The following is a 23,146-nucleotide window of genomic DNA, read 5'->3' as shown; positions in this document are numbered from 1 at the left end:
TCCTCATATCTCCTCTGTAGACGTGAAGTGTTTAAACGCTTCGGGTGAGATGCCATTGTATTTCTTAAACACCCTGCAGAAATATTTGGTATCCTGATAACCACACTCTGCGGAGATTTCATATATTCTGAGCTTGTTCGCGGACAGCAGCAATTGAGCCCGCCTCATTCTGGCTTCCGCCACATGATCGGAGAATGTTTTTCCCGTACGGTTTTTAATCAACGTACTAAAATAGGAGGTATTAAAAGAAAAGTGTGCGGCTGCTCGTTCAAGAGACAAATCTTCCTTCAGATTCTCCTGAATCCAACTCAAGCAGCCCGTAACGATAATTTCGTTTTTATCCAGCCGTGCCTGTTGTAATGCATAATGAACCTTCTGTAAAGTAACCTCTACCAGCGCAATCAATTCTGTATAAGATCCACAAGCTTGAATTTCCATAATCGCCGTTTTCGTTAGAAGATCCCCAAGCTGGCGGTCAACGATATTTCCCGCCCTGCTTTTAACCTTCATAAGCAGCAGCGAGGCATTTTCTTTTAAAATAATCGGCTCTGTATGCCCATCATCTGAAAGCGCTCTGAGCGCTCCAATACACATTTCTATAGCCATGTCCGCATCATTTCCCTGCAGAGCTTCAAAGAGTTTATCCATGTCAAGTGTCATTAGATGCTGGGACAGCCGCAGCTCATCCTGAAACAGAATCCCTTTCCAGCAGTCATGAAAGTTAAACTTATTTACGGTTTGGGCTGCCCTGTAAGCTTGCGGTGCTTCTTCCAATAATGATTTACATTCCAGTCCTATCCCGTGGGTAAGCTGACCTGTATTCTCCCATTCTGAGGATAGAGCGGAAGCGATGGCACGAATTTCATTTCTTTTCTCCGGGGTAAGGGTGGCTTTACGGATAATTGTGACGGCTTGGACTCCATTCTCCAGAAGTACATTCAAAGGAATCGTAACAGCTTCCCCCGCTGCCATCCATCCTTGCTCCAGGCTTCGCAGTATGCAAGCGCTTTCAATATTACCATGACGGTCGGGGCGGATTCTGAGCTCTGAGAAAATAACCACTCCGCCACCCTGCAGCCAATCATACGTATCCAGTTCATCCCGCTCAAGATTCGTTAAGCTTCCGTTTAGCCAGGTTAAATATAAGCGGTTTCTATAAGCGGAGGAGGTATGGTGAAGGCGCAACTTCAACTCCTCTGCTTCCAGGTTCAGCATCGATTCTGTGAGCAGCTCCTGCTCTATACGCCGCAATACATCCTCTATCTTCTCTGCCTCTACAGGTTTTAATAGATAGTCATATGCACCATGTCTAACGGCAATCTGGGCATACTCAAACAGATTATAAGCTGACACCATCACAACCTTCGTTTGAAGTTCTTCTTTTTTGAGCTGCTGCAAAAATGTAAGCCCGTCCATATTGGGCATACGGATATCCGTCAGCACGACATCCGGACGTTCCAATCTGACAAGCTCTAACGCGCTGGACCCGTCTTTTGCAACCAGGACTCGAACGTTAGGACGCAGATTGTTGATTAGATTCGCCATTCCTCGAAGGTGTCTGGGTTCATCATCAGCGACCACTATTTTCATCCCATTTAGCCCCCTGTTCAATTTGGTGAAATGTTTCATTTATTGTAACGGAAAAAAGCGCCTTCATGTAATAAGGCGCCAAAATTCCGCTCAGGCTTATTGCCTTTAATCGAAGTAAACGGCTTTCCCTGTGCGTGCAGATTCATAAAGTGCCTCCAAAATCAAGGAAACTACATACGCCTGCTCAGGTCTTACGAGCGGTTCCTTATCCTGCTCAACCGCTTCAATCCACTTTCGCATCTCCAGGTCAGGCGCACTTACCTGAGTGCCATCGTAGAATGCTACTCCGCCTGCGTTCAGCTCAATCTCATTTTTATACAAGCGGCCATGCTGTTCTCCGTTAATCCGCAGGCCCTCTTTCATATCCGCGCCGGCTTCCGTTCCGCTCAAGCTGCATTTTGCCTCATCCACCTCCAGCGAGTTCAGGGCCCAGCTGGATTCCAGCATGATCGTTGCACCATTCTCCATAACAATCATTCCAAACGCCGAATCCTCTACTTTAAATTTGGCAGGATCCCAGGGTCCCCAGGCATTTGCAGCATTCTCCCGTTGGGACAGCTCATGATATTTGGTTCCCAAAACGACCTTAGGCTGGTAATTGTCCATCATCCATAAGGTCAGATCAAGCGCATGGGTTCCTATATCGATGAGCGGTCCTCCACCCTGCTTCTCCTCATCAAGAAAAACGCCCCAGGTAGGTACTGCTCTTCTTCTGATGGCATGTGCCTTAGCGTAATAAATATGGCCTAATTCTCCTGCTTCGCAGAGCTTTTTCAGAAATAGACTATCCTCTCTGAAACGGTTGTTATATCCTACCGTTAGTTTTTTCCCGGTTCGCTTGGCTGCATCAACCATTCTTTTGGCCTCTGCTGCTGTCTTGGCCATCGGCTTCTCACACATGACATGCTTGCCGGCTTCTAGCGCAGCGACAGAGATTTCCGCATGAGACTCATTGGGAGTAAGCACATGAATAATATCAAGTGTTCCATCTTTAAGTAACGTTTGATAATTGGTGTAGACTTTTGCGTCCTTGCTTCCATATTGTTGTGCTGCTGCTTCAGCCCGCTCCTGAACGATATCGCAAAACGCAACCATTTCAATATTGTTCAGCTTGCTTAAACTTGGCAGGTGCTTCCCGTTCGCGATTCCGCCACACCCGATTATGCCTATTCGATACACTTTACTCATACCTATCATCCTCACTTTATCGTATGTTTCCCGTTTCTATAGGTCGCGGGAGTTATTCCTAACCGCTTGCGAAACACATTATGCAAATAGTTAGCATTCGTAAAACCTTCAGACTGTGCAATCTGTTCAATCGGCTGGTTGCCCTCCGACAGCTTGCGGCAGACACCTTCCAAACGGATATTCTCAAGAATCTGGGAGAAGGATTGATCAGGATTGACCTTATTAAAAATCCGCTGCAGCTGTCTGGAGCTGATATTCAGCTTTTCTGCAACATTGTCCAGCGTGACAGCCCCGGAATAATTAGCCCTGATATACTGAATAGCGTATTCATATCTGTAGCTCAGCATATCCCGCACCGGCGCTTCCGCTCTAACCCCTTCCGGATCATACGCTCTTGCTGTTTTTAACAAAATACTGATTACAAACTGTTTGATGGCTGTATAATATCCGGTGAACTTATCCTCACAAGCTTCATAGGCTTCCAGAAAGCAATTCATGGCATGATGCCGGTCATGGATCGGAATGAGGGGGAGTTTCCGCAGTTTGTCGATACATTCTTCCGCTTCTGCCGCCTCCCACGGGTCCACTTCCGCTCTGCTTTTCTGTCTAATATCAATATGGAGGCAAAGTTCGTCCATGGCTTCTTCCGGGTCAGCCTCCTGGAAATGCATCACACCCGGCCCCGTTAAATAAAGCATCCCCTGCGATAATGGGTACTCCTGCTCAGCGAGAATTACTTTCCCTTTACCTTTAGGAATAAAGTGAAACTCAAACTCTGCATGATTATGGAAATCTATGATTTTTCCGGCCGGGAATGAGGTTAAATGGAACCTGAGTACAACAATCTCATAATGTCCCCATTGAACAGTAATATCGAGTCTCTCCAGCAGATCCGGCTTTTGAGACATCGTTTGGTAGATCATGCCCTTACATCTGCTAACCGGATGACCCGTCCTTCTTTTGCCGAGCGATTGGCAGCTTCCATTAATCTGGTCAGTTCTATGGCAGTCTGAATATTATTATCCGCAAAAGTATCACTCTGTATATGATTGACCCATTGATGAAAGGCACTGTCGTGATTATCTTTTATTGGAATCTCCGTCCAGCTAGCCGAGGTACCCTCAGGTTTATTCGTCTTAAGAAGTAATTTATCCTCCGGCGTTCCGAAGAGCAGCGTTCCTTCTGTTCCGTGAACCTCGATGGTAAACGGCGAATGGCTGTTCACAAATCCGGCCTCTACCACACCGATCGCCCCCGAGGTTGTAAACAGGGTTGCTACTGCATTGTCCTCCACGTCTTTCCCTGTGATATATCCAAAATTGGCACTTACACCCGTCACATCCTGACCTAAAAATAGGCGGGTTAAATACATAGGATGGCATCCCAAGTCGATCAAAGCGCCTCCTAAGCATTGCTCCTTATTATAAAAGTGCTCAGGCAGCCAGCCGGCAATGGCCCCATTGTGGGATAAGCGAACTCTGACATACGTTATCTCTCCCAGTAGCCCCCCGCTAATCAACTCCATAATGGACAAAGTGTACCCGTCGTTCAATCGCGGCAAGGACACGGTAATTATCACTTGATTCCGATTTACCTCGGTAATAATATCATCCACTTCCTGCACTGTCGGAGTGATAACCTTCTCGGTAAAGATATGTTTGCCTGCTTTGGCGGCGGCCACTATTACCTCCTTATGAATGTTTGTCGGCGCATCCACGATGACAGCGTTAACATCCTCCTGGGCCAGCATATCATCGAGAGACTCGAAGTAAGGAACCTTCAACGTTTCAGCCGCTTCTTGTCCTCTTATCACGTCTTCGTCCCATACTGCAGCGATAAACGTATCCTCATGCGCCTGCGCTTGCTTAACATAGTCCCAAGCATGCACATGCCAAAAGCTGACTAGACCAATGCCAATGCTCATTTTCCATAACCTCCAACATATAGTATTCTGACATCCCACTATAAGGTAACATATCTGAGCCGCTTTTTTTAATAGGAAAACACGACAAATAATATATAATATTACGACATAGTCCAAATTATTATCTAGTAAAGCTTACTGTGACCAACGTGTGACTACGGCCCTTTTTCACGAAAAAAACACAGCACAAAAACGCCCCCGGACATTTCTGCCCAGGAACGATTTTTGTGTCTTTGCCAGACTTTCCAATTTAAAGATTTGTAAGATCGGTCCCTCTGGAGGCGATGACTTTCTTGTACCAATAGAAGCTTTTTTTGCGTATGCGTTCCAGGGAGCCGTTACCTTCATCGTCCTGATCGACGTAGATATAGCCGTAGCGTTTTCGCATCTCTGACGTGGAAGCTGAAATCAGATCAATGCAGCCCCAGCTTGTGTAGCCCAATAGTTCCACGCCGTCGGCAATGGCCTCGGCCATCTGCTCGATATGCTGAGCCAGATATTCGATGCGGTAATCGTCCTTGATTGTACCGTCCGCTTCAATAACATCTGCAGCACCGAGACCGTTCTCCACAACAAACAGCGGGATCTGGTAACGGTCGTGCATCTCCTTAAGGACAACCCGCAGACCGGTCGGATCAATCTGCCAGCCCCAATCTGAGGTCTTCAGGAACGGATTCACCAGACCCGACGACAGATTACCCTCTGTCCGCTCTGTGATACTCTCGTCCGTACTGACCGTTGAGGACATGTAGTAGCTAAAGGAAAGGAAATCAACCAGGTTCTCCTTCAGAACAGCTTCGTCCCCCGGCTCCATCTCAATGTTTACTTCATAATCAGCCAGATGCCGTTTGATGTATGACGGATAATACCCCCTGACCTGAACGTCGGAACAGAACTGGGCCATTTGGTTCTCTCCCTGTGCCTTCAGCACATCCCCGGGATGGCAGGAATACGGATAGATCAGTTTGCGGGCCAGCATGCAGCCTACCTGGAACTCCGGATTAATCTCCCTTGCACGCTTGATAGACAGAGCACTGGCAATGAACTGGTGATGCAGCGCCTGAAACGCAGCCTGCTTCTCATTCTCTTTACCTTCGGTCAGCACACCTCCCCCCAGAAACGGAAAGCGGATTACTGCGTTGATTTCGTTAAAGGTCAGCCAGTACTTCACTTGTTTTTATAGCGCAGGAAGACCGTGTCCGCATAACGGACGAACAGCCCGACCAGTTCGCGTGACTCCCACCCGTTGTAACGGGTAACAAGTTCCACTGGCATCTCGTAGTGCAAGAGCGTAACCAGTGGCTCAATGCCATATCTGTTCAACTCATCAAAAACATCATCATAGAAGCGTAATCCCGCTTCATTCGGCTCTTTCTCATCCCCGTTTGGAAATATACGGGGCCAGGAGATCGACATCCGGAACACTTTAAAACCCATTTCTGCGAATAAGGCAATGTCTTCTTTGTAACGGTGATAGAAATCGATCCCTCTGCGTTTGGGGTAATTCCCCTCCTGCGTATCCGAGATAGCGGCAGTAAGCTCCGCTCTGGAGATGCTGAGAGCATGCTCAAGAGCTTTGCGCTGTCCCGGCGGAACGTATTTGACCACATCTGCGGTAGACAACCCTTTGCCGTCCTCGCAATACGCACCTTCAACCTGGTTGGCTGCAACCGCTCCGCCCCACAGGAAATTCTCCGGAAACTGGTTAGGCATCGGATAAGCCTCCCTTATTCATTTAATTTACTGCGGCCGCCGTCTTAGACTCAGCCTGCTGCTCCAGCTCATAGGCTTCGAAATCGGCTTTTTTGAAGAATGGATAATAAATTGCAAAGCTTACCCCGATCATTACCAGTTGGAACGCGGATACGCGCCAGCCTCCGTTCATCCAGCCATTAACCAGCACCGGAATACCAAGCGGCACTTGAATACCGTGCAGAACCGGCAGAATTCCGATCGAAGTCAAAAGAATAGCCAATCCGCTGCTCACCAGTGGGGTTAGAATAAACGGAATCATGAAACGCACGTTAAGCACCAGCGGCATCCCGAAGATGACCGGCTCGTTAACTCCAATAATACTTGGAATAATTGCAAGCTTGCCCAGCGTTCTATACCGGGTAGACTTGGCGAACAGCATGGCAATAATCAGGCCAAGCGTTGCACCCGCACCACCAATCAGCACATAGACCGGGAAGAACGGCGAACCGATAATATGAGTGCCTTCTACACCTCTTTGGTAAGCATCCAGATTCTCAAGTCCAAGCGCTACCCAGATCGGTCCTACTACGGAGTAAACCACCAATGTACCGTGAACACCGAAGAACCACAGCAAATGGATTAAGAAAATACAGATCAGCATTGCCCACCACGTACCACCGAGACTCGTTAGCGGCAATTGGATAATGGAAAAGACAAACTCATGCATATTTCCATATTTCGTCGCTCCGAAAATCGCTGTCAGGATCAGCATCACGAAAACAATAATGAAGCCGGGAGTCAATGCATCAGTGCGAGAATTCCTGCCGAGAATCCCTGTTGTTTAAGCTGTACCGCAAAATTGTAAGCGATGGAGAACACTGCATACAGAGCGATTAAATCGGTTGTTATCGAAGCCGGAATCGCAGTGTACGTCTTCAGGCCGGAACTTTCCAGAAAGTTCTGGTAAGGCTCCAGCTTCAAAGCATTAATCAGGGAAAATATCGCACCCAGGATCAATATCGGCATCAAAGCCATCAGCCCGTTGGAAATAGCACTGATATAATTATTTTTCTGAATCTTGGTACTGGCTTTCTGGATTTTGCCCCTCCATTCTGCGCCGCTTGCCATGAACTAAGCCCCCTTCTCCATAAGTTCAATTGCTGTATCCAGCACTTTATCCCCATCCATCATGCCATAAGCCATCATGCCATAAGCCATCATCTCAATTGTCGTTACCGGGATACTAGGATATTCGGCAGCCAAATCTCCTTCGGCGAAAAAAACAAAAGATCCGTTGCCAAATTTGGCACGGATCTTTTATTACTATTTGGACATCGTTTTATTTGAACCGCTGGGCTTGCCTTGAAGGCATAATGGTTAGTTCCGGAATGCTGACATGCTCAGGCTGCTCCAATGCATAAAGTGCTGCCTCTGCAACATCATCGGGATGTAACGGCAGAACTTTCGAAGCAAACGCCCTTATTTCATCCTCGGAATACCCGGCCACCTGAGAAAATTCCGTTGCCACCGCCCCGGGCAGAATCGTCGTAACGCGAATCCCCTGATCGATTGTCTCCAAACGTAATGCAGACGCTATGGCGTTAACGCCGTATTTGGTAGCGCTGTATGGACCTCCTCCGGCAATCACTTCCTTGCCTGCAATGGAGGAGATGATGATGACATCTCCCTTACCCTGACCCAGCATTGGCGGAAGCCCGCAGTGCAGCGTCAACATTAGACCGTGTACATTCGTCTTGTACAGCTCCTCCCATCTTTCCAGATCCACTTCTACCAATGGACTTCGATACCCGAATCCGGCATTGGCAACTATAATATCGAGACGGCCCCAGCGGTTAATCGTTTCATTGACCACATGCTGTACTTCTTCAGCCTTTTGAATATCAGCAGGTACCGCCATAACCTCGTATAATCCCTCTTTATGCAATTCCTGAACCAGCTCATCCAATCGATCCTGCCGGCGTGCCACTACAGTCACATGGGCGCCACGTTTTACCAGTTTCCTGGCGATCGATGCCCCGATTCCGCTGCTGGCGCCTGTCACCAAGGCCACTTTACCGGTCAGACTCTCCTTCTCATTCCAAGATAGCTCCAAATCATCCAGATTCATTTTGCACCCTCCCAGATTCCAATCTTATTTTGTTAAAAGCACACGATGAACACCCTTGCTGCCTCCAGGTGCCGTTCCAATATATAAATAACCATTATGGCTTGCAGCCGTAGTTACACCATACAGTTTGCCTTCCGGATCATGCCAGCTTCCGATTAGCTCTCCCTGCGGACTGAACTCCGCAGCAAGCCCATGCTTCGCCGGTGCACTTGCGCCGTTAAGCAGCGACTGCGGCACTTTAGCCATGGTACTGGCCAGCCAAGGGTTGCTATGCATCTGATCTACAAAAGAAAGGCGAGTCGTGAAGATACCGACCCAGAAATGACCTTGGTCATCACGCGTAATGTTGTCTGGAAAGCCTGCGAGATTGTCTGCGAAAATATCCGATGTACCCTTCTTCGGTCCTTTGATCCAGTATCTGGTCAACTGATAATGATACGATTCTGCCACAAGCACAAAATCTTCATCCGCAGACAAGGCAACCCCGTTTGCAAAATAGAGACCTTCTAACAGAACGGTCGTCTTCTTGGTCATTGGATCGTACTTCAGCAAACGTCCATGCGGCTTGTTCTCGGCCATTTCTTTGAAGGTCACTCTACCATAATTAGAAGTATCGGAGAAATAAATGGAGCCGTCCTTGGCAATATCAAGCTCATTAGCTAAATAGATCGGCTTGCCGTCCACTTGATCGGCCAATACCTCTATGCTCCCGGATGGGTTTATAGACAGCAGTCCCCTCTGGACATCCGTAACGATCAAATCGCCTTTGGCATCGAATATAAGTCCATTAGGCGTTCCTTGGGTGTCTGCAAACAGTTGTGCTTTTTGCGGATTGCCCTCTGCATCGAAAGGAACCCTGTAAATTTTCCCGTCTGAATCTCCTGTATATAGCTGGCCTTCTTTATCGAATGTAATGAATTCCGGGAATTGAGGGGCATCAGTAACTAGCTGAGCCGAACTGAGTTTGTTGTTCTGTTGCCACGGACCCGCTTCCTCAAAAGAGGGAGCCGTCGGTGCGGACCATTTTAACGGTTTGACCGGTGAAGGATAAAGTAAGAAAACGAGTAATCCTACAACGAGCACCGCGAGCAGTGATAGAACCCATCTGGATATCCTAGCACGCAGTGAGCGTTTAGGACGATTCACACCTTCAGTAAGTTTAACGGAGTTAACTGGTTTATTGGGCATTAGAGTGCCTCCTGTATCATTTTTGAGTGATTTTAGATTTGGACTACGATTTTACCAAAATATTGCTTTCCTTCAGCCAAGAGCGCGAATGCTTCTGCAATTCGCTCTAGAGGGAATACACGGTCGATGACGGGATGTAAACGATGATGGGCAATCGCCCGATTCATCTTTTCAAAGTGATCCCGGTTGCCGACTTGACTGCCGCGAACTGTTGCGGCTTTGTGCAAGATGCTGGAGACATCGTATTCCGGAATGGTCAAGCCTGATAAGAACCCGACCATACTCACCGTCCCTCCAGTACGAAGTGCATTTATGGATTTCCCCATCGTTGCCGCACCTCCAACATCCAGAACATGGTCGACGCCGCCAGTCAGCTCTAATACTGCCTTATCCCAATCAGGAACCTCCGAATAGTTGATTGTTTGCCATGCGCCAAGAGTTTTTGCCCGTTCCAGCTTATCGTTGCTGCTCGACGTGATGATGACTCGTGCTCCGGTCATAAGCGAGAATTGAAGCCCGAAGATGGAGACACCGCCTGTTCCTTGCAGCAGCACAGTATCACCCGCCTGCAAACCACCGTATTCGATTAGCATGCTCCATGCGGTTAATGCCGCGATCGGCAAAGTGGAGGCCTCCTCATAAGTGAGGTGATCGGGAATAGCGACGACTCCGTCTTCATGAAGAACAACATACTCGGCCGCTACTCCATTCAACGGACCTCCCAGACTTTCTTCTAACACCCCTGGTCTTGGGCTGCCGCTAATGAAGCGCTGTTGAAAATTACCTGCTACTCGTTGTCCGGCCTGAAATCTAGTTACTCCTGGGCCAATGGCTACAATTTCTCCCGCTCCGTCTGATAATGGAATGAAGGGGAATTTGACTTGGATCGGCATTAATCCGCCGAGGACCACTAAATCCCGATAATTGAGAGAAGCTGCCCTCATGCGGATTAGCACCTCCTTAGGGCCTGGCACTGGTTTGCCAAGTTCCGCCATGGTTAATTCCTCAAAGCCGAAGCCGTTTGTCAGTTGTATAGCTTTCATTGTATTGTCCTCCCTGTAAGATCAGATTGATTACCCGGATTCTTATTATTGCTGCTGTATCCTTCACGCAGACGAAGCATGCTTCCAACAAGCCGAAGACTTTGCTTTGGTGTAATAAAACGTGATAACTGCGCCCCCAGATAATTCTGTACACGCGAATTGCTCTCGAATACCGGAAGAAGTTCCCGTGACGAGCGCCTATTCCCCCTTATTTGTCATAGTGGTGCTCTCCTTTTTGATACTATGTTATAATATAGAAACACCGTTACCATTACTCGAAAGTAATTCTTGTTTTTTCAATGTTAAGTACCGTGTATTCACGGTAACAGTGTTTCCTTTAGGTATCATTGTATCCACTCCATTTCAGAAAGTCAATATGATCTTTGAGCTCCATCGTTTATTGACAAGTGAAGGAAGGACAACTGTATACAATTCCTGGTGACGAAAGTTGAAAACCTACCGAGAAGGTCGCATGCAAAATACTGAAAATCTCCACAAGCTCGACGAGGAAGCATGCGCCGTACTGTAAACGCCATGAGGCAATGATTAACCATGATCAGCAACGCGCAAGAACAAGGACTAATTCACACCGAATCCGATGTCCCTATATTCTGGAATTCGCTCCACGGCGTCATTTTGAAAGATGGAGGCTGTTTTTAAGCCAAGCTGTTGTAATGTTCATGGTACTACTACTGTGAATTTCCGGTTGCGTAAACGGTACGAAGTTATTTTTTACAGTACAGTGATTACAGACTACTGCTTGAGGAGCATCCCGATGTTTTCGACTATCAGCAGACGCTAAATGATGAAATGCTGATTGTAGTCACTAACTTCTCTGCACAAGAGCAGACCGTCGTCTTGGATGCCGCCTTCAAAGCCGATCCTTCTGGTGACTAATTATCCTTCCTCAGAGCGAACCCGAAACAATCTGAAGACAGGACAAAGACCGCCTTATGGATTACATGCTTTCCATCACAAGGCGGTCTGTAGGTTCCCAGAACCCGTTGCAGTATCTTCTAATTATCTACAATTGCGTTTGACAGTCTCGTTCATGTCAGCGATTGGAACACCGTCCCGTTCGCGGAATGTCCACACCAAGCGCTCACGTCGACCTGTGTAAAAAACGAGGGCATCCCAACCAGCCATTCATGGCTTTAGGAACTCCCCCCATTACTTTTAATAATCGGTGCTAATTGTTATATCATGGTAGGTCGAAAATAACTTTTGCATACCCGTTAACTTTTCCATTGCCCGCTGATAGGCATCACTCCCTAAAAGAATTCGCAAAGGAACATCACCACGATTCACCAGATCATATATTACCTTGGCAGCTTTGTTAGGGTCTCCCGGCTGGTGTCCAGATAATTCTCTAAGGTTTTTGATATTTTCACCTGCCGTTGCTTGATATGCTTCAATAATATTTTCATTTTCAGTTGCAGATCTGCTTGCAAAATCCGTGTTAAAATCCCCTGGTTCTACCAAGGAAATATTAATTCCTAGAGGCTTAACTTCTTGACTTAAACTTTCGGAAAAGCCTTCTAAAGCGAACTTAGTGGCATGATAGTATCCGAAACCTGCAAATGCACGTAAACCGCCTAGAGAAGATATATTTAAAATAGTTCCGCTCTTTTGCTCTCTCATAATTGGTAGCACATGATCTATCATGTGCTTGACTCCCCAGAAATTAACAGCAAACATATTTTCAATTTGCTCATCATCAGCATTTTCAACAGGTGAGAAGTAGGCATAACCTGCGTTATTAACAAGAACATCAATTCCGCCAAACTTTTGCTTGGTTGCTTCAACAACACTTTTAATGTGCTGACTGTTTGTGACGTCTAAGGGTAAAACCAAAAGATTGTCATTCTCCTGAGCGCCAGGCAGGTAAAGTTCTATGTCTAGCGGATTACGCGATGTTGCTACTACTTTGCACTTTTTAGCTATTAGCTCTAAAACTATGGCTTTCCCTAGTCCAGTCGAAGCTCCCGTAACAAACCATACCTTATTTTCCACCAATCATTATCCTTTCTCTATCAAGCATTTATAAGTTATGATAAATATACAACCTGAGAGTTACTCTCAGTCAAGAGAAAGGAAGCATATCATGTACACCATTAATGAGGTAGCAAATTTCACAGGGTTATCTCCCCATACTGTAAGGTTCTATGCTAAAAAAGAGCTATTTCCAAATATAATCAGAAATCATCAGAATGTACGTCTTTTTTCCTCAAAGGACGTGGAATATGTTGAAATCGTCAAAGCACTGCGCATGACAGGTATGTCGCTTGAGAATATCAAACAATACATCGATTTATGCGAACAGGGTTCAGATACCGTGGAAGAACGCTATAACATCATAAGAGATCAACAATTATTGGCAGAAGATTACCTTCAAGAAGTCACACAACAAATTATGTTGCTACGAAAAAAAGTTAATTATTATCAACAAGCTATTAAAGAGGGTGAAGAAAATATAATTTGGAATCCTCACATATGAAAGTTGAAAGACACAAGTGGTATGAAAAATGGATTGTCCCAACTGTTCATTAAACAAACGTTTTGTGAAATAATGAACGTTCTATTCTAAGAAGAAATGAACCAGTGGTTTTAAACAGATCTGTGTTCCCCGCTTCTGCTTCATCCTCCCGCTTCCCGAAACAGCAAAGAAACGGCATTTCTGCCGTTTCTTTAGGATGGACTCTCAGGGGCTCGAACCCTGGACAAATAGATTAAGAGTCTACTGCTCTACCAACTGAGCTAAGAGTCCATATGAAATTTGGTGGAGCCAAGGGGGATCGAACCCCTGACCTCATCGCTGCCAGCGATGCGCTCTCCCAGCTGAGCTATGGCCCCATGTGGCTGATTTAGAACTACAACTATGTATTCTAAAATCCGGACTGAGCTGTTAGCTCCCATCGCTTCGTCATGTTTAAGTTCCGTAGGCGACTTCTATATAATATAAAAAATCGCCTTCGGTGTCAACACTTTTTCAAAAAAAGTTTTTGGGGGTGCAAATTGCTTCTACAACCCCTCAAACTCCTCGGTGTTTTTAGAGAGCAGTCCCTTCAGTTCCTTCATGAACATGTTGATATCCTTGAACTGGCGGTACACGGAGGCGAAGCGGACGTAAGCGACCTCATCGACAGGGTAGAGCTGCTCCATGACCAGCTCGCCAATCTGGCGGCTCTCCACTTCGGCTAAGGCGATGCCACGCAATGACTTCTCCACCTCGGAGACAATAGACTCCAGACGCTCTACGGAGACGGGACGTTTCTCGCAGGCACGGATAAGGCCGCGCAGGATTTTGTCGCGGCTGAATTCTTCGCGGCTGCCGTCTTTTTTGATCACGATCAGCGGAGTTTCTTCAATCATCTCAAAGGTTGTAAACCGCTTGCTGCAGCGCTCACATTCCCGCCTGCGCCGGATGGACTTATTCTCGTTGGCCGGACGCGAGTCAAGCACTTTCGTATTCGTGTGATCGCAGTAAGGGCATTTCATAAGCCTCAAGTCACTTCCTTTTGTATTAATGGTCGCTTTCCGGTCCGGCAATACGCCGGCTACCAGTAGCTCTTTTTTCCAGAAAACACCGTTTATTTGTTGTTATGAATATGCCATGTCCAGCACATAATACTGTTACCAACCGATAGGAGGTGAACAGCAATGAGCCAAAACAACAGCTCCAATAACCTGGTAGCTCCAAATTCACGCGGTGCCTTGGAACAACTGAAATATGAAGTTGCCCAAGAACTAGGTATCACGCTCTCCCCAGATGGATACCAAGGCAATAAAACTTCTTACGAAAACGGTTCGATCGGTGGTTACATCACTAAACGTCTTGTAACCCTGGCTGAGCAATCACTGGCAGGTCAATACAAATAACCTGTCCCCATAAGCTTGCCTAAAGAAGTATTAAACGGCCCTCAAGGCTGTTTAATGCTTCTTTTTCGTACAAATACAGTCTCAGTCTTCTCCCTTAGAACTCGCTGTAAATCTCCGTGTACTGGTCGTAGTAATAAATGACTCGCTGCACATAATGCCGGGTCTCGCCAAACGGGATATCCTTCACGGAAGCCGCTGTACCGTCCCAATTGCCTTTTTCCAGCCAGCTCTTCACTTTCCCGGGGCCTGCGTTATAGGCTGCGATCACAGCGGTACGGTTGCCATCAAACTGGCGGGAAAGTGATGACAAATACCAGGTTCCAAGCTCAATGTTGGCCGATGGCTCCCTCTTCAATTGTTGAAGCGAGACATCCGGAAGCTTGGCCTTTTCAAGCGCCCACTTCGCCGTATCCGGCATCAGCTGCATGAGTCCCAATGCGCCTTTTTTGGACTCCCGGCCGGTCTTATAGTTCGTTTCCACCCGGATGATGGCTGCCACAAGGAACGGGTCCATATCGTAGGTACTACTGTGCTCACGAATTTCTGCTTTATAATAAATCGGATAAAACCAGGACATCCAGTTGGTACTTAAGAACAGGATTGCAGTGAATCCAACGAATAACAGGAGCAGCACTCTTTTTTTACGCAGCCATTTCATCATAGGCCCAGCCTGTCCCACAATACGGCAACCTGCTGCTCAGTTTGGGCAAGAGTACCGCTGTTGTCGATGATGTAGTCCGCTCTGCGGCGCTTCAGTTCAATATCCAGCTGGGCATCCAGTCTTCCTTGGGCCTGCTCCAGAGACAGCCCGTTGCGCTCCATCAGCCGGTCCAACTGGACCTCCCGGGGAACATAGACGACCACAATTTGCGCGAAAAGGTTGTCTAGCTCCGATTCATACAGCAGAGGGATATCTACAATAGTTAATCGCTGCGGGTCTTCTTGTTCCATTGTGTTCATACGTTTTTTGATTTCCTGGCGAATCGCCGGATGCGTCAACTGATTCAGTACCTGCAGGGCTTTCGGATCATGAAAAACGATCTCCCCCAGCTTGGTGCGGTTCAGTGTTCCATCCGGCAGCAAGATTCCTTCCCCAAAATGCAGCACAGCTGCAGCCAGCACCGGATGTCCCGGGAGCATGACTTCTCTGGCGATGGCATCAGCGTCCACGAGTCTTGCTCCCTTTTCCACAAACAGTGCGGACACGGTGCTTTTTCCGGAAGCAATGCCTCCGGTTAAGCCCATAATCATGTACTCACCTCATAATAGCTTCATTATTCCCATTGCAATTAACATTAACGCAGGCAGTACAGCAGCATGCTTCATCCAGTAACGACCAGACAGCTTAAGGCCTGTTCTCATGCCCAGCAGCAGAAAGGTTCCGCTGAACAGGGCGATCATAAGCGAGGTGGATACCGGACTGAATCCCAGCAGTGCAGCCCCGAGACCCGCTCCGAAAGCATCCAGCGACAGTGCTATTCCGAGCAGCATCGCTTCCATGGAGGAAATGCTCCCGGAGGCATCCATATCGGCCGAAGACGGCGTACGGAGAATCTGGATGACCACCCCGAGATGGCGGAGCTCCAGTGAAAAGACTGCCAACTTCTGCGCATCTTTTTCGATCTCACTCACACAATCCGCAGTTGTATCTGCAAGGTCAGCAGTTGCAGCCTTCCCCATGGAAGCCACACCCGGCAGCAGTACCGCTCCTGTCTCCCGCCCTCCCGGACTGTGCTCCTTCTCCTTCTGGATCAACATCTGGACGAGGGACCAGCAGCCCATCAGGACCAGAATAATTGCGCCGATGCTTGAAGCGGCCTGCGGTGAAATCACCTTCGCCAGCAGCACACCGACCTGCATAGAGACACAAATGACTACCCCCGAGCAAAGCGAGATAATCATAATGGAGAGCAGCGGTATTTTCATTTTGCGGAGTCCATATGTAATGCCTACACCAAAACCGTCCAAGCTCAGGGCAAAAGCCAGCAGCAGCAATGAAAACAAGGGGCTGAGCACCCGCAATCCCTCCCGTGAAGAACCGGCAGCCCGTGCGGAACGTTCCGCGGGCTCCGTTCGCTTTATTGAGCATTCTTCACACAGTATATGGGCGGGACAGACAGTCGGTGCCTTACTTTTGCAGCAGCATGAACAGCAGAGGTGTATAATGCCTGTAAATCATCTCTTGCTCTAGTGCAATGCCCTACTTAACTGCCGCAGCCAAAAGGCTGGCAGCTTGGGCAAATATGAGTGCCCCGGCCGCCTACAACACTCTTCTCGATAAGAGTGCCGCAGGTCGCGCAGGGCTGGTCCTTACGTCCGTAAATGAGCAATTGCTGCTGGTAGCTGCCGCTTTCTCCCTGGCCGTTGACATACGACTTCACAGAGGAGCCTCCGGCATTCACCGCCTCAGTCAGCGTTGCCACAATCGCATGATGCAGCTTGTTCAACTGCTCTTCCGTAAGCGCCTTCGCGCTCACCTCAGGGTGAATTCCGGCGCGGTGCAGCGCCTCATCTACATAAATATTACCGATGCCGACCACATATTCCTGATTCAGCAGCAGCGGCTTGATTTTGGTGTTTCTGCCGGAGACAATTTCCTTGAACCTCTCCACTGTAAAGGAAGGATCAAGCGGCTCCTGCCCCAGCTTACTCAGCGGCTTAAGGAGAAGATCCTCACCCGGCTGGAACAAATGCATGGTACCAAATTGACGCACATCCGTGTAACGCAGCTCGGTGCCGTCGGTGAAATGGAAGATGACATGTGTATGCTTGTCCAGCGGCTCATCACCCCGGAAAAGACCGTACCGGCCCTCCATCCGCAGATGGGAGACCATTACCAAACCGTCAAATACAAAACGCAGAAACTTGCCTCTGCGCTCCACATGAACCACGCTATGGCCTGCCAGCATATGGGCAAAAGCCTGAGTATCGTCCGGACGCTGGATAATCCGCGGCAACCGGACGGTGACATTCTGTATCTGCTTGCCTTTAATTAATTCATTAAGTGTTCTCTTGACTGTTTCTACTTCCGGCAATTCCGGCATAATAGCTCACCTCTCCTCCATTATACCGGAATTGCCGGGGCTGCGGGGAGTCTATTTCGCCTCATACCAGTTACTTCCATAACTTACCTCTGCCTTCAGCGGCACAGAGAGCGTGAGCGCGCCGGCCATAACCTCGGGCAGCAGTTCCTTCATCAGCTCAAGCTCATCTTCCGGCACCTCGAAGACAAGTTCATCGTGCACCTGCAGCAGCATGCGGCTCTTCAGCCCGCGCTCATACAGCGCCTTATCCATATGGACCATGGCCAGCTTGATAATGTCCGCAGCCGTCCCTTGAATTGGGGTATTCATCGCCGTACGTTCGGCAAAGGAGCGCAGATTAAAGTTCTTCGCATTGATCTCCGGCAGATAGCGGCGGCGTTCCAGCAGCGTGGTTACATAACCCTGCTTGCGGGCATCAAGCACGATATCGTCCATGTAGCGGCGTACACCCTCATATACTTCAAAGTACTGCTCAATAAAATGTGATGCTTCCTTGCGGGAAATCCCCAGGTTCTGCGACAGTCCGTAGTCACTGATGCCGTACACAATGCCGAAGTTAACCGCCTTGGCGGACCGGCGCATGTTGCTGTCGACCTGGTCGGCCGTGACTCCGAACACATCCATCGCTGTCTTGGTGTGAATATCCATATCATGCAGAAAAGCTTCCTTCATCCGCTCGTCACCGGAAATATGTGCCAGCACGCGGAGTTCGATCTGCGAGTAATCTGCCGCCAGAATGGACCAGCCCGGTTCGGACGGTACAAAGACCTTGCGGATCTTGCGGCCTTCCTCCAGCCGGATCGGAATGTTCTGCAGGTTCGGAAATTGGCTGCTAAGCCTTCCAGTTGCGGCAATGGTCTGCCGGTAAAAGGTATGCACCTTGCCGGTCACCTCGGAGACTTCCTTGAGCAGCCCCTCAACATAGGTGGACTGGAGCTTGGCGATCGAGCGGTATTGCAGGATCAGACGCACCACATCATGATATGGGGCCAGTTTCTCCAGCACCTCGGCATCGGTGGAATATCCTGTTTTGGTCTTCTTGACGACAGGCAGGCCCAGCTTCACAAACAGAATTTCCCCGAGCTGCTTAGGCGAATTGAGGTTGAACTCGGTTCCGCATATCTCGTAGATTTCAGCAACCAGCTTGGAAATCTGGGCTTCGAATTCTTTCCCCAGCTCTTTAAGATCTTCTTTATTGACGGCAATTCCCTGTTTTTCCATATCGGCAAGAATGCGCGACAGCGGCATCTCGAGATCTTCGAACAGTCCGGTCATTGCTGTCTCGGTCAGCTCCTGCTGCTGCTTCTCGACGATACCAAGCACGGTAGCGCTTTTGCGCGCCACATGATTGCCGAGGATTTCAAGCTCCGGTATTTTATATTTGGCGCCTTTGCCGAACACCTCTTCATCTGGTGATAAGCGGGGCAGGCCGTATTTGGCGGTAAGATCATTCAAGTTCTGATTCGCTTCTGTCGGGTCCAGCAGATAAGCAGCAAGCTGCACATCATTGGCTGCTCCTGCAAAAGGAATCCCCTGCCAATGCAGCGCCAGATCGGCGCGGTGCAGATCGTAACCGCTCTTCGGTGCCTTGCTGTCTCCCAGCCAGGCCCGCAGCGGAGCTGCGGCATGGCTCTGCAGCAGTGCAAACGGCACGAAGTAATGCCGCTCCGGCGAAGACAACCCAAGGCCAATCACTTCTGCACGGTGCGGGTTCTCACCGTTTGATTCCACATGCAGCGCGGAAATACCCGGGAGAGCGGAGATCAAGTCCTCCAGTTCACTTTCACCGACGATGGTAATATCCAGGACGGCAGCTTCAACCGCTTCTACAGCTCCATCACTGCTGGACGAATAAGCGCTCAGCGACAGACGCTCAAGCAGGGATTTGAATTCCAGCTTGGCGAGTGCCGGGCCGGCAGTATCCCCTTTAATTCCGGCGAACTCCATATCCTCCCAGGCATGCTCCAGCGGAACCTCGCGGTAAATCGTCGCCAGCTTCTTGCTCATCACGGCACTGTCCGCATGTTCCTCCAGCTTCTCTTTCATCTTGCCCTTCAGCTCGCCGGTTCCGGCCAACACACCTTCGACCGAACCGAACTGGTGCAGCAGCTTAAGTGCAGTCTTCTCGCCTACGCCAGGCACTCCGGGGATGTTATCACTGGCATCGCCCATCAGCCCCTTAAGGTCAATGATCTGCTCCGGCGTCAGATCGTATTTCTCGCGGATTTGCTGCGGTCCGTACAGCTCGACTTCTGTAACTCCCTTACGGACCAGTGCCACCGTCGTATACTCCGAGGCCAGCTGCAGCATGTCCTTGTCCCCGGACACGATCATTACCTGGCGTCCGGCTTCATCAGCCTCACGCGAGATGCTGCCGATAATATCGTCAGCTTCGTAACCGGAAATCTCAAACTGCGGCACCCCCATATCACGCAGCAGGTCCTTCAGCATCGGAAACTGCTCGGAGAGCTCCGGCGGTGTCTTTTGACGGCCGCCCTTATAATCTTCATACCCTTCATGCCGGAATGTAATCTTCCCGGCATCGAATGCAACGATCAGATGACTAGGCTTATGCTCCTCTATTAGACGCAGCAGCATCGTCGTAAATCCGTATACCGCATTTGTCTGCTGCCCCGCCGTATTCGTCAGCGGCGGCATGGCGAAAAATGCGCGATAAATGATGTTATTTCCATCGATTAGTATCAACTTGTCCACTATAGCACCTCGCCTTTATCTTGCTTACTCCCTACATAGTAACATATGCCCCGCTCAAAAAAGAACCAGGACATCTGAAATGAACTGCGGATTCTAACGGTAAAGCAAGTTCCTGCCCGCTAATTAGCGGAAGCGCCGTATTAATGTATTTAATGTAGGATTTCCATTCTTCCCCTTGCTAAAACCGCTTAGCTTCTAAATAAAAATGAAAAAAAGCAGCAAGCCTCCAGTACAGGAGCTTGCTGCTTAGTAGGTACACGCGAATTTCATCCGGGGCTGATGTACAAGGTCAGCCAGCACCGGATATATCGTGCCATCGTTATTGATTCAGATCCGGGCGCTTGCCTGTTACGAGATATACCACGCTTTCGCCGATGTTGGTGGCGTGATCGGCAATCCGCTCGATATAGCGGCCAACCAGCGTCAACAGCATCGCCTGATTCAGCGATTCCGGCTTTTCGACCATATAAGTGTACAGCTCATTAATCGTTGCGCTGTACAAATGATCGACCTGGTCATCATCCTGAGCCATCTTGTATGCCAGATCGGTGTTCTCATCCAGATAGGATTGAATCGCCTCGTCGATCATGACGGCCACAATTTCAGCCATCCGCGGGATATCCACCAGCGGTTTGATCAATTGCTGGCCCTGAATGCGCAGCGTAACCTTCGCTACATCCAGTGCCAAATCGCCCATACGCTCCAGATCGCTGGATATTTTGAACGCAACAATAATTCGGCGCAGGTCCTTGGCTACGGGCTGCTGGGTGATAATCAGCCGCGAACCGATTTCCATTATTCTGTCTTCCATGGCATTCAGCCGTAAATCGGCTTTGACGATTTCTTGTGCACGTACGATGTCAAGAGTCTGCAAAGCTACAATTGCACCTTCCAGAGCATCCGTTACATGCTCGCCCATCTGCTGCAGCAGACTGCGCAGCTCTTCCAGATCTTTATCGAATTCTTTTCTGCGAATCATAATAAAAGCGTTCCTCCTCAAAACGTATGGTCTGCTAGTCAGTTCCAAGAAACGGGTCCCTGCGGGGGATTAGCCGAAGCGGCCGGATATATAGTCTTCTGTGCGGGAGTCCTTTGGATTGGAGAACAACAGTTCCGTATCTGCAGCTTCTACAATTACACCATTCAGGAAAAACACGGTTTTGCCCGAAACCCGGGCCGCCTGATGCATATTATGTGTGACCATAACAATGGTGTACTTATCGCGCAGCTCCTGCACCAGTTCCTCAATCTTCAGTGTGGATACCGGGTCAAGCGCGGAGGTTGCCTCATCCATCAGCAGAATATCCGGTTGTACCGCAAGCGCTCTGGCAATGCAAAGACGCTGCTGCTGTCCACCGGACAGGCTAAGTGCAGATTTCTTCAGAAAATCCTTAACTTCCTCCCAAAGCGCGGATTGCCGCAGACTTTGTTCTACGAGTTCGTCCAGCTCCGCTTTGGCGCGGACACCATGGAGACGGGGGCCGTAGGCCACATTGTCGTAGATCGACTTGGGAAATGGATTAGGCTGCTGGAATACCATGCCGACCTGCTTTCGCAGGCTCTCCACCTCAACCTCGTCGCTGTAAATATTTTTGCCGCTGATGTTCACTTTACCTTCAATACGTGTTCCGGGAATCATGTCGTTCATACGGTTTAGTGTGCGCAGTAGTGTAGATTTACCACAGCCGGAGGGACCGATAAAAGCTGTCACCTGTTTCTCCGGAATCTGCAGATCCACAGCCTTCAGTGCATGAAAAGACTCATAGTAGAGATCAAGTTTCTCTATGTCAATGATGGATTTCATTAGTTTTTGCGTCTCCTTCTCATCATCTTCGTTCCCCATGATAAGCTTTCAGTGTAAATACAGTTGAAGAGAATTGTTAACGCAGTGTAAAATCGGTGGCGATCGTCCCATGTTCACGAAATGCCGATGAGCTTATTATTTCAATTCTTTGTGTATTTTAAAAAAAGAACACCGTCATTTCAAATGACAGGCGCTCTTTTCTTGCTAACTACCAGTTTGTAACCTACACCGCGAATCGAATCAATATGGACCGATTCCGGATCAAGCTCCAGTTTCTTGCGCAGTGAGCTGACGTGGACATCCACCGTCCGCTGTCCGCCGATATAATCAAAGCCCCATACGGCATTCATCAAATCGTCGCGCGTCAGCACCACACCCGGCTTGCGAGCTAGATACAGCAGCACTTCAAATTCCTTCGGCCGCAGATTAATACTGACTCCGCCCAGAGAAACCTCATACCGTTCAGGGTAAATTTCCAGCTGTCCCAGAATAATCGTCGATGCCGATACAACAGCTTCCGGCTGGACTTCTTCGGCAAGTCCGGAGATCCGCCGGAGTACTGCGCTGACCCGGGCAAGCAATTCCGATACACCAAAAGGTTTGGTTATATAATCATCAGCACCGGATTTCAGGCCGCGGACTACATCCTCTTCGGCATTTTTGGCAGTCAGCACGATAACAGGCGTACGGATGCCTTGTCCGCGCAGTTTATCAAGAATATCAATCCCGTTCATTCCCGGAAGCATGAGGTCCAGTACGATCAGGTCAAAAGGTTCTCTAGTCGCACGGTCATATCCTGCCGTTCCATGATCCTCCACCGTCACTTCATAACCTTCCTGCGTCAAATTATAGGACAGCAGCCGTGCCAGCGTCGGTTCGTCTTCAATGACAAGCAATCGTTGTGCCATAGGTTCCCCCGTCTTCATATGTTTTTAAATTTACAAATCA

Annotated in this window: 22 protein-coding genes, 2 tRNA genes and 1 pseudogene; 2 read left to right on the top strand and 23 right to left on the bottom strand. The window is 48.8% G+C overall.

The window, feature by feature from the left end; genetic code table 11:
- Positions 1-3: 3 nt before the first annotated feature.
- The 12 genes and pseudogenes from AC3WT9_RS32320 to AC3WT9_RS32265 form a co-directional block, all read right to left on the bottom strand.
- The gene (locus AC3WT9_RS32320; protein ID WP_341378036.1) at positions 4-1,590 is read right to left on the bottom strand and encodes a response regulator transcription factor; all 1,587 of its coding nucleotides are present in this window, start codon (positions 1,588-1,590) and stop codon (positions 4-6) included.
- 105 nt (positions 1,591-1,695) lie between these two features.
- Positions 1,696-2,778, bottom strand: a complete 1,083-nt coding sequence (locus AC3WT9_RS32315; RefSeq protein ID WP_341378035.1) for a Gfo/Idh/MocA family protein — start codon at positions 2,776-2,778, stop codon at positions 1,696-1,698.
- An 11-nt stretch (positions 2,779-2,789) separates the two neighbouring features.
- Positions 2,790-3,701, bottom strand: a complete 912-nt coding sequence (locus AC3WT9_RS32310) for an AraC family transcriptional regulator (RefSeq protein ID WP_341091493.1) — start codon at positions 3,699-3,701, stop codon at positions 2,790-2,792.
- Positions 3,698-4,702: a Gfo/Idh/MocA family protein gene (locus AC3WT9_RS32305; protein ID WP_341378034.1), complete on the bottom strand. Its 1,005-nt coding sequence runs from the start codon at positions 4,700-4,702 to the stop codon at positions 3,698-3,700. The genes AC3WT9_RS32310 and AC3WT9_RS32305 overlap by 4 nt, the downstream gene beginning before the upstream one ends.
- Positions 4,703-4,952: 250 nt before the next feature.
- Positions 4,953-6,415, bottom strand: a pseudogene (locus AC3WT9_RS32300) (glycoside hydrolase family 1 protein).
- Positions 6,416-6,437: 22 nt separating this feature from the next.
- Positions 6,438-7,169 carry a PTS transporter subunit EIIC gene (locus AC3WT9_RS32295; protein ID WP_341378033.1) on the bottom strand — a complete coding sequence of 244 codons (732 nt, stop codon included), beginning with the start codon at positions 7,167-7,169 and terminating at the stop codon, positions 6,438-6,440.
- Positions 7,170-7,195: 26 nt separating this feature from the next.
- On the bottom strand, positions 7,196-7,525 hold the full coding sequence (locus AC3WT9_RS32290; protein ID WP_341378032.1) for a PTS sugar transporter subunit IIC: 330 nt from the start codon (positions 7,523-7,525) through the stop codon (positions 7,196-7,198).
- Positions 7,526-7,528: 3 nt separating this feature from the next.
- Positions 7,529-7,660, bottom strand: a complete 132-nt coding sequence (locus tag AC3WT9_RS32285) for a PTS sugar transporter subunit IIB (RefSeq protein ID WP_341091488.1) — start codon at positions 7,658-7,660, stop codon at positions 7,529-7,531.
- 76 nt (positions 7,661-7,736) lie between these two features.
- Positions 7,737-8,525 (bottom strand): SDR family oxidoreductase, encoded by a 789-nt coding sequence (locus tag AC3WT9_RS32280; RefSeq protein ID WP_341378030.1) that lies wholly within the window; start codon positions 8,523-8,525, stop codon positions 7,737-7,739.
- A gap of 24 nt (positions 8,526-8,549) precedes the next feature.
- Positions 8,550-9,713 carry an SMP-30/gluconolactonase/LRE family protein gene (locus AC3WT9_RS32275; protein ID WP_341091486.1) on the bottom strand — a complete coding sequence of 388 codons (1,164 nt, stop codon included), beginning with the start codon at positions 9,711-9,713 and terminating at the stop codon, positions 8,550-8,552.
- 32 nt (positions 9,714-9,745) lie between these two features.
- Positions 9,746-10,756 (bottom strand): zinc-dependent alcohol dehydrogenase family protein, encoded by a 1,011-nt coding sequence (locus AC3WT9_RS32270; protein ID WP_341091485.1) that lies wholly within the window; start codon positions 10,754-10,756, stop codon positions 9,746-9,748.
- Between the two features lie 1,176 nt (positions 10,757-11,932).
- A complete protein-coding gene (locus tag AC3WT9_RS32265) occupies positions 11,933-12,769 on the bottom strand; it encodes an oxidoreductase (protein ID WP_341091484.1) in 837 nt (278 codons plus the stop codon).
- Positions 12,770-12,860: 91 nt separating this feature from the next.
- Between AC3WT9_RS32265 and AC3WT9_RS32260 the strand changes: the two genes are divergently transcribed.
- Complete coding sequence (locus AC3WT9_RS32260; protein ID WP_074107374.1) at positions 12,861-13,253, top strand: MerR family transcriptional regulator; 393 nt, start codon at positions 12,861-12,863, stop codon at positions 13,251-13,253.
- A gap of 197 nt (positions 13,254-13,450) precedes the next feature.
- Here the strand turns inward: AC3WT9_RS32260 and AC3WT9_RS32255 are convergent.
- The 3 genes from AC3WT9_RS32255 to nrdR form a co-directional block, all read right to left on the bottom strand.
- A tRNA-Lys gene (locus AC3WT9_RS32255) sits at positions 13,451-13,523 on the bottom strand.
- 10 nt (positions 13,524-13,533) lie between these two features.
- Positions 13,534-13,609, bottom strand: a tRNA-Ala gene (locus AC3WT9_RS32250).
- A gap of 168 nt (positions 13,610-13,777) precedes the next feature.
- Complete coding sequence (gene nrdR / locus AC3WT9_RS32245; protein WP_038599232.1) at positions 13,778-14,254, bottom strand: transcriptional regulator NrdR; 477 nt, start codon at positions 14,252-14,254, stop codon at positions 13,778-13,780.
- 162 nt (positions 14,255-14,416) lie between these two features.
- Between nrdR and AC3WT9_RS32240 the strand changes: the two genes are divergently transcribed.
- On the top strand, positions 14,417-14,635 hold the full coding sequence (locus AC3WT9_RS32240; RefSeq protein ID WP_038588982.1) for an alpha/beta-type small acid-soluble spore protein: 219 nt from the start codon (positions 14,417-14,419) through the stop codon (positions 14,633-14,635).
- 94 nt (positions 14,636-14,729) lie between these two features.
- Here AC3WT9_RS32240 and AC3WT9_RS32235 read toward each other — a convergent pair whose 3' ends face one another.
- The 8 genes from AC3WT9_RS32235 to AC3WT9_RS32200 all read right to left on the bottom strand — a co-directional run bounded on the left by AC3WT9_RS32235 (position 14,730) and on the right by AC3WT9_RS32200 (position 23,106).
- Positions 14,730-15,293 (bottom strand): lytic transglycosylase domain-containing protein, encoded by a 564-nt coding sequence (locus tag AC3WT9_RS32235; protein ID WP_341380343.1) that lies wholly within the window; start codon positions 15,291-15,293, stop codon positions 14,730-14,732.
- The gene (gene coaE, locus AC3WT9_RS32230; protein WP_341378028.1) at positions 15,293-15,886 is read right to left on the bottom strand and encodes a dephospho-CoA kinase; all 594 of its coding nucleotides are present in this window, start codon (positions 15,884-15,886) and stop codon (positions 15,293-15,295) included. The genes AC3WT9_RS32235 and coaE overlap by 1 nt, the downstream gene beginning before the upstream one ends.
- 9 nt (positions 15,887-15,895) lie before the next feature.
- The gene (locus AC3WT9_RS32225) at positions 15,896-16,651 is read right to left on the bottom strand and encodes a manganese efflux pump (RefSeq protein WP_341378027.1); all 756 of its coding nucleotides are present in this window, start codon (positions 16,649-16,651) and stop codon (positions 15,896-15,898) included.
- A gap of 188 nt (positions 16,652-16,839) precedes the next feature.
- On the bottom strand, positions 16,840-17,679 hold the full coding sequence (gene mutM / locus AC3WT9_RS32220) for a DNA-formamidopyrimidine glycosylase (RefSeq protein WP_492408743.1): 840 nt from the start codon (positions 17,677-17,679) through the stop codon (positions 16,840-16,842).
- Positions 17,680-17,730: 51 nt separating this feature from the next.
- Entirely contained in the window at positions 17,731-20,394 is a 2,664-nt protein-coding gene (gene polA, locus AC3WT9_RS32215; RefSeq protein WP_341091478.1) for a DNA polymerase I, read from the bottom strand.
- 319 nt (positions 20,395-20,713) lie between these two features.
- On the bottom strand, positions 20,714-21,373 hold the full coding sequence (phoU, locus tag AC3WT9_RS32210) for a phosphate signaling complex protein PhoU (protein WP_341091477.1): 660 nt from the start codon (positions 21,371-21,373) through the stop codon (positions 20,714-20,716).
- Between the two features lie 69 nt (positions 21,374-21,442).
- Complete coding sequence (pstB, locus tag AC3WT9_RS32205; protein ID WP_038588967.1) at positions 21,443-22,198, bottom strand: phosphate ABC transporter ATP-binding protein PstB; 756 nt, start codon at positions 22,196-22,198, stop codon at positions 21,443-21,445.
- A 179-nt stretch (positions 22,199-22,377) separates the two neighbouring features.
- Entirely contained in the window at positions 22,378-23,106 is a 729-nt protein-coding gene (locus AC3WT9_RS32200) for a response regulator transcription factor (RefSeq protein ID WP_038588964.1), read from the bottom strand.
- Positions 23,107-23,146: the final 40 nt, after the last annotated feature.

It is taken from the genome of Paenibacillus sp. EB106-06-01-XG199, from assembly GCF_058791575.1.
This window is presented reverse-complemented; position numbering and strand designations above follow the sequence as displayed.

Coding starts and splice junctions, on each gene's coding strand:
- coaE (WP_341378028.1), bottom strand. CDS start 15,886: ATGATTATGGGCTTAACCGGAGGCATTGCTTCCGGAAAAAGCACCGTG.
- AC3WT9_RS32320 (WP_341378036.1), bottom strand. CDS start 1,590: ATGAAAATAGTGGTCGCTGATGATGAACCCAGACACCTTCGAGGAATG.
- pstB (WP_038588967.1), bottom strand. CDS start 22,198: ATGAAATCCATCATTGACATAGAGAAACTTGATCTCTACTATGAGTCT.
- AC3WT9_RS32310 (WP_341091493.1), bottom strand. CDS start 3,701: ATGATCTACCAAACGATGTCTCAAAAGCCGGATCTGCTGGAGAGACTC.
- AC3WT9_RS32270 (WP_341091485.1), bottom strand. CDS start 10,756: ATGAAAGCTATACAACTGACAAACGGCTTCGGCTTTGAGGAATTAACC.
- AC3WT9_RS32315 (WP_341378035.1), bottom strand. CDS start 2,778: ATGAGTAAAGTGTATCGAATAGGCATAATCGGGTGTGGCGGAATCGCG.
- AC3WT9_RS32290 (WP_341378032.1), bottom strand. CDS start 7,525: ATGGCAAGCGGCGCAGAATGGAGGGGCAAAATCCAGAAAGCCAGTACC.
- AC3WT9_RS32280 (WP_341378030.1), bottom strand. CDS start 8,525: ATGAATCTGGATGATTTGGAGCTATCTTGGAATGAGAAGGAGAGTCTG.
- AC3WT9_RS32235 (WP_341380343.1), bottom strand. CDS start 15,293: ATGAAATGGCTGCGTAAAAAAAGAGTGCTGCTCCTGTTATTCGTTGGA.
- AC3WT9_RS32305 (WP_341378034.1), bottom strand. CDS start 4,702: ATGAGCATTGGCATTGGTCTAGTCAGCTTTTGGCATGTGCATGCTTGG.
- AC3WT9_RS32275 (WP_341091486.1), bottom strand. CDS start 9,713: ATGCCCAATAAACCAGTTAACTCCGTTAAACTTACTGAAGGTGTGAAT.
- AC3WT9_RS32200 (WP_038588964.1), bottom strand. CDS start 23,106: ATGGCACAACGATTGCTTGTCATTGAAGACGAACCGACGCTGGCACGG.
- mutM (WP_492408743.1), bottom strand. CDS start 17,679: ATGCCGGAATTGCCGGAAGTAGAAACAGTCAAGAGAACACTTAATGAA.
- AC3WT9_RS32260 (WP_074107374.1), top strand. CDS start 12,861: ATGTACACCATTAATGAGGTAGCAAATTTCACAGGGTTATCTCCCCAT.
- AC3WT9_RS32240 (WP_038588982.1), top strand. CDS start 14,417: ATGAGCCAAAACAACAGCTCCAATAACCTGGTAGCTCCAAATTCACGC.
- nrdR (WP_038599232.1), bottom strand. CDS start 14,254: ATGAAATGCCCTTACTGCGATCACACGAATACGAAAGTGCTTGACTCG.
- phoU (WP_341091477.1), bottom strand. CDS start 21,373: ATGATTCGCAGAAAAGAATTCGATAAAGATCTGGAAGAGCTGCGCAGT.
- AC3WT9_RS32295 (WP_341378033.1), bottom strand. CDS start 7,169: ATGCTGATCCTGACAGCGATTTTCGGAGCGACGAAATATGGAAATATG.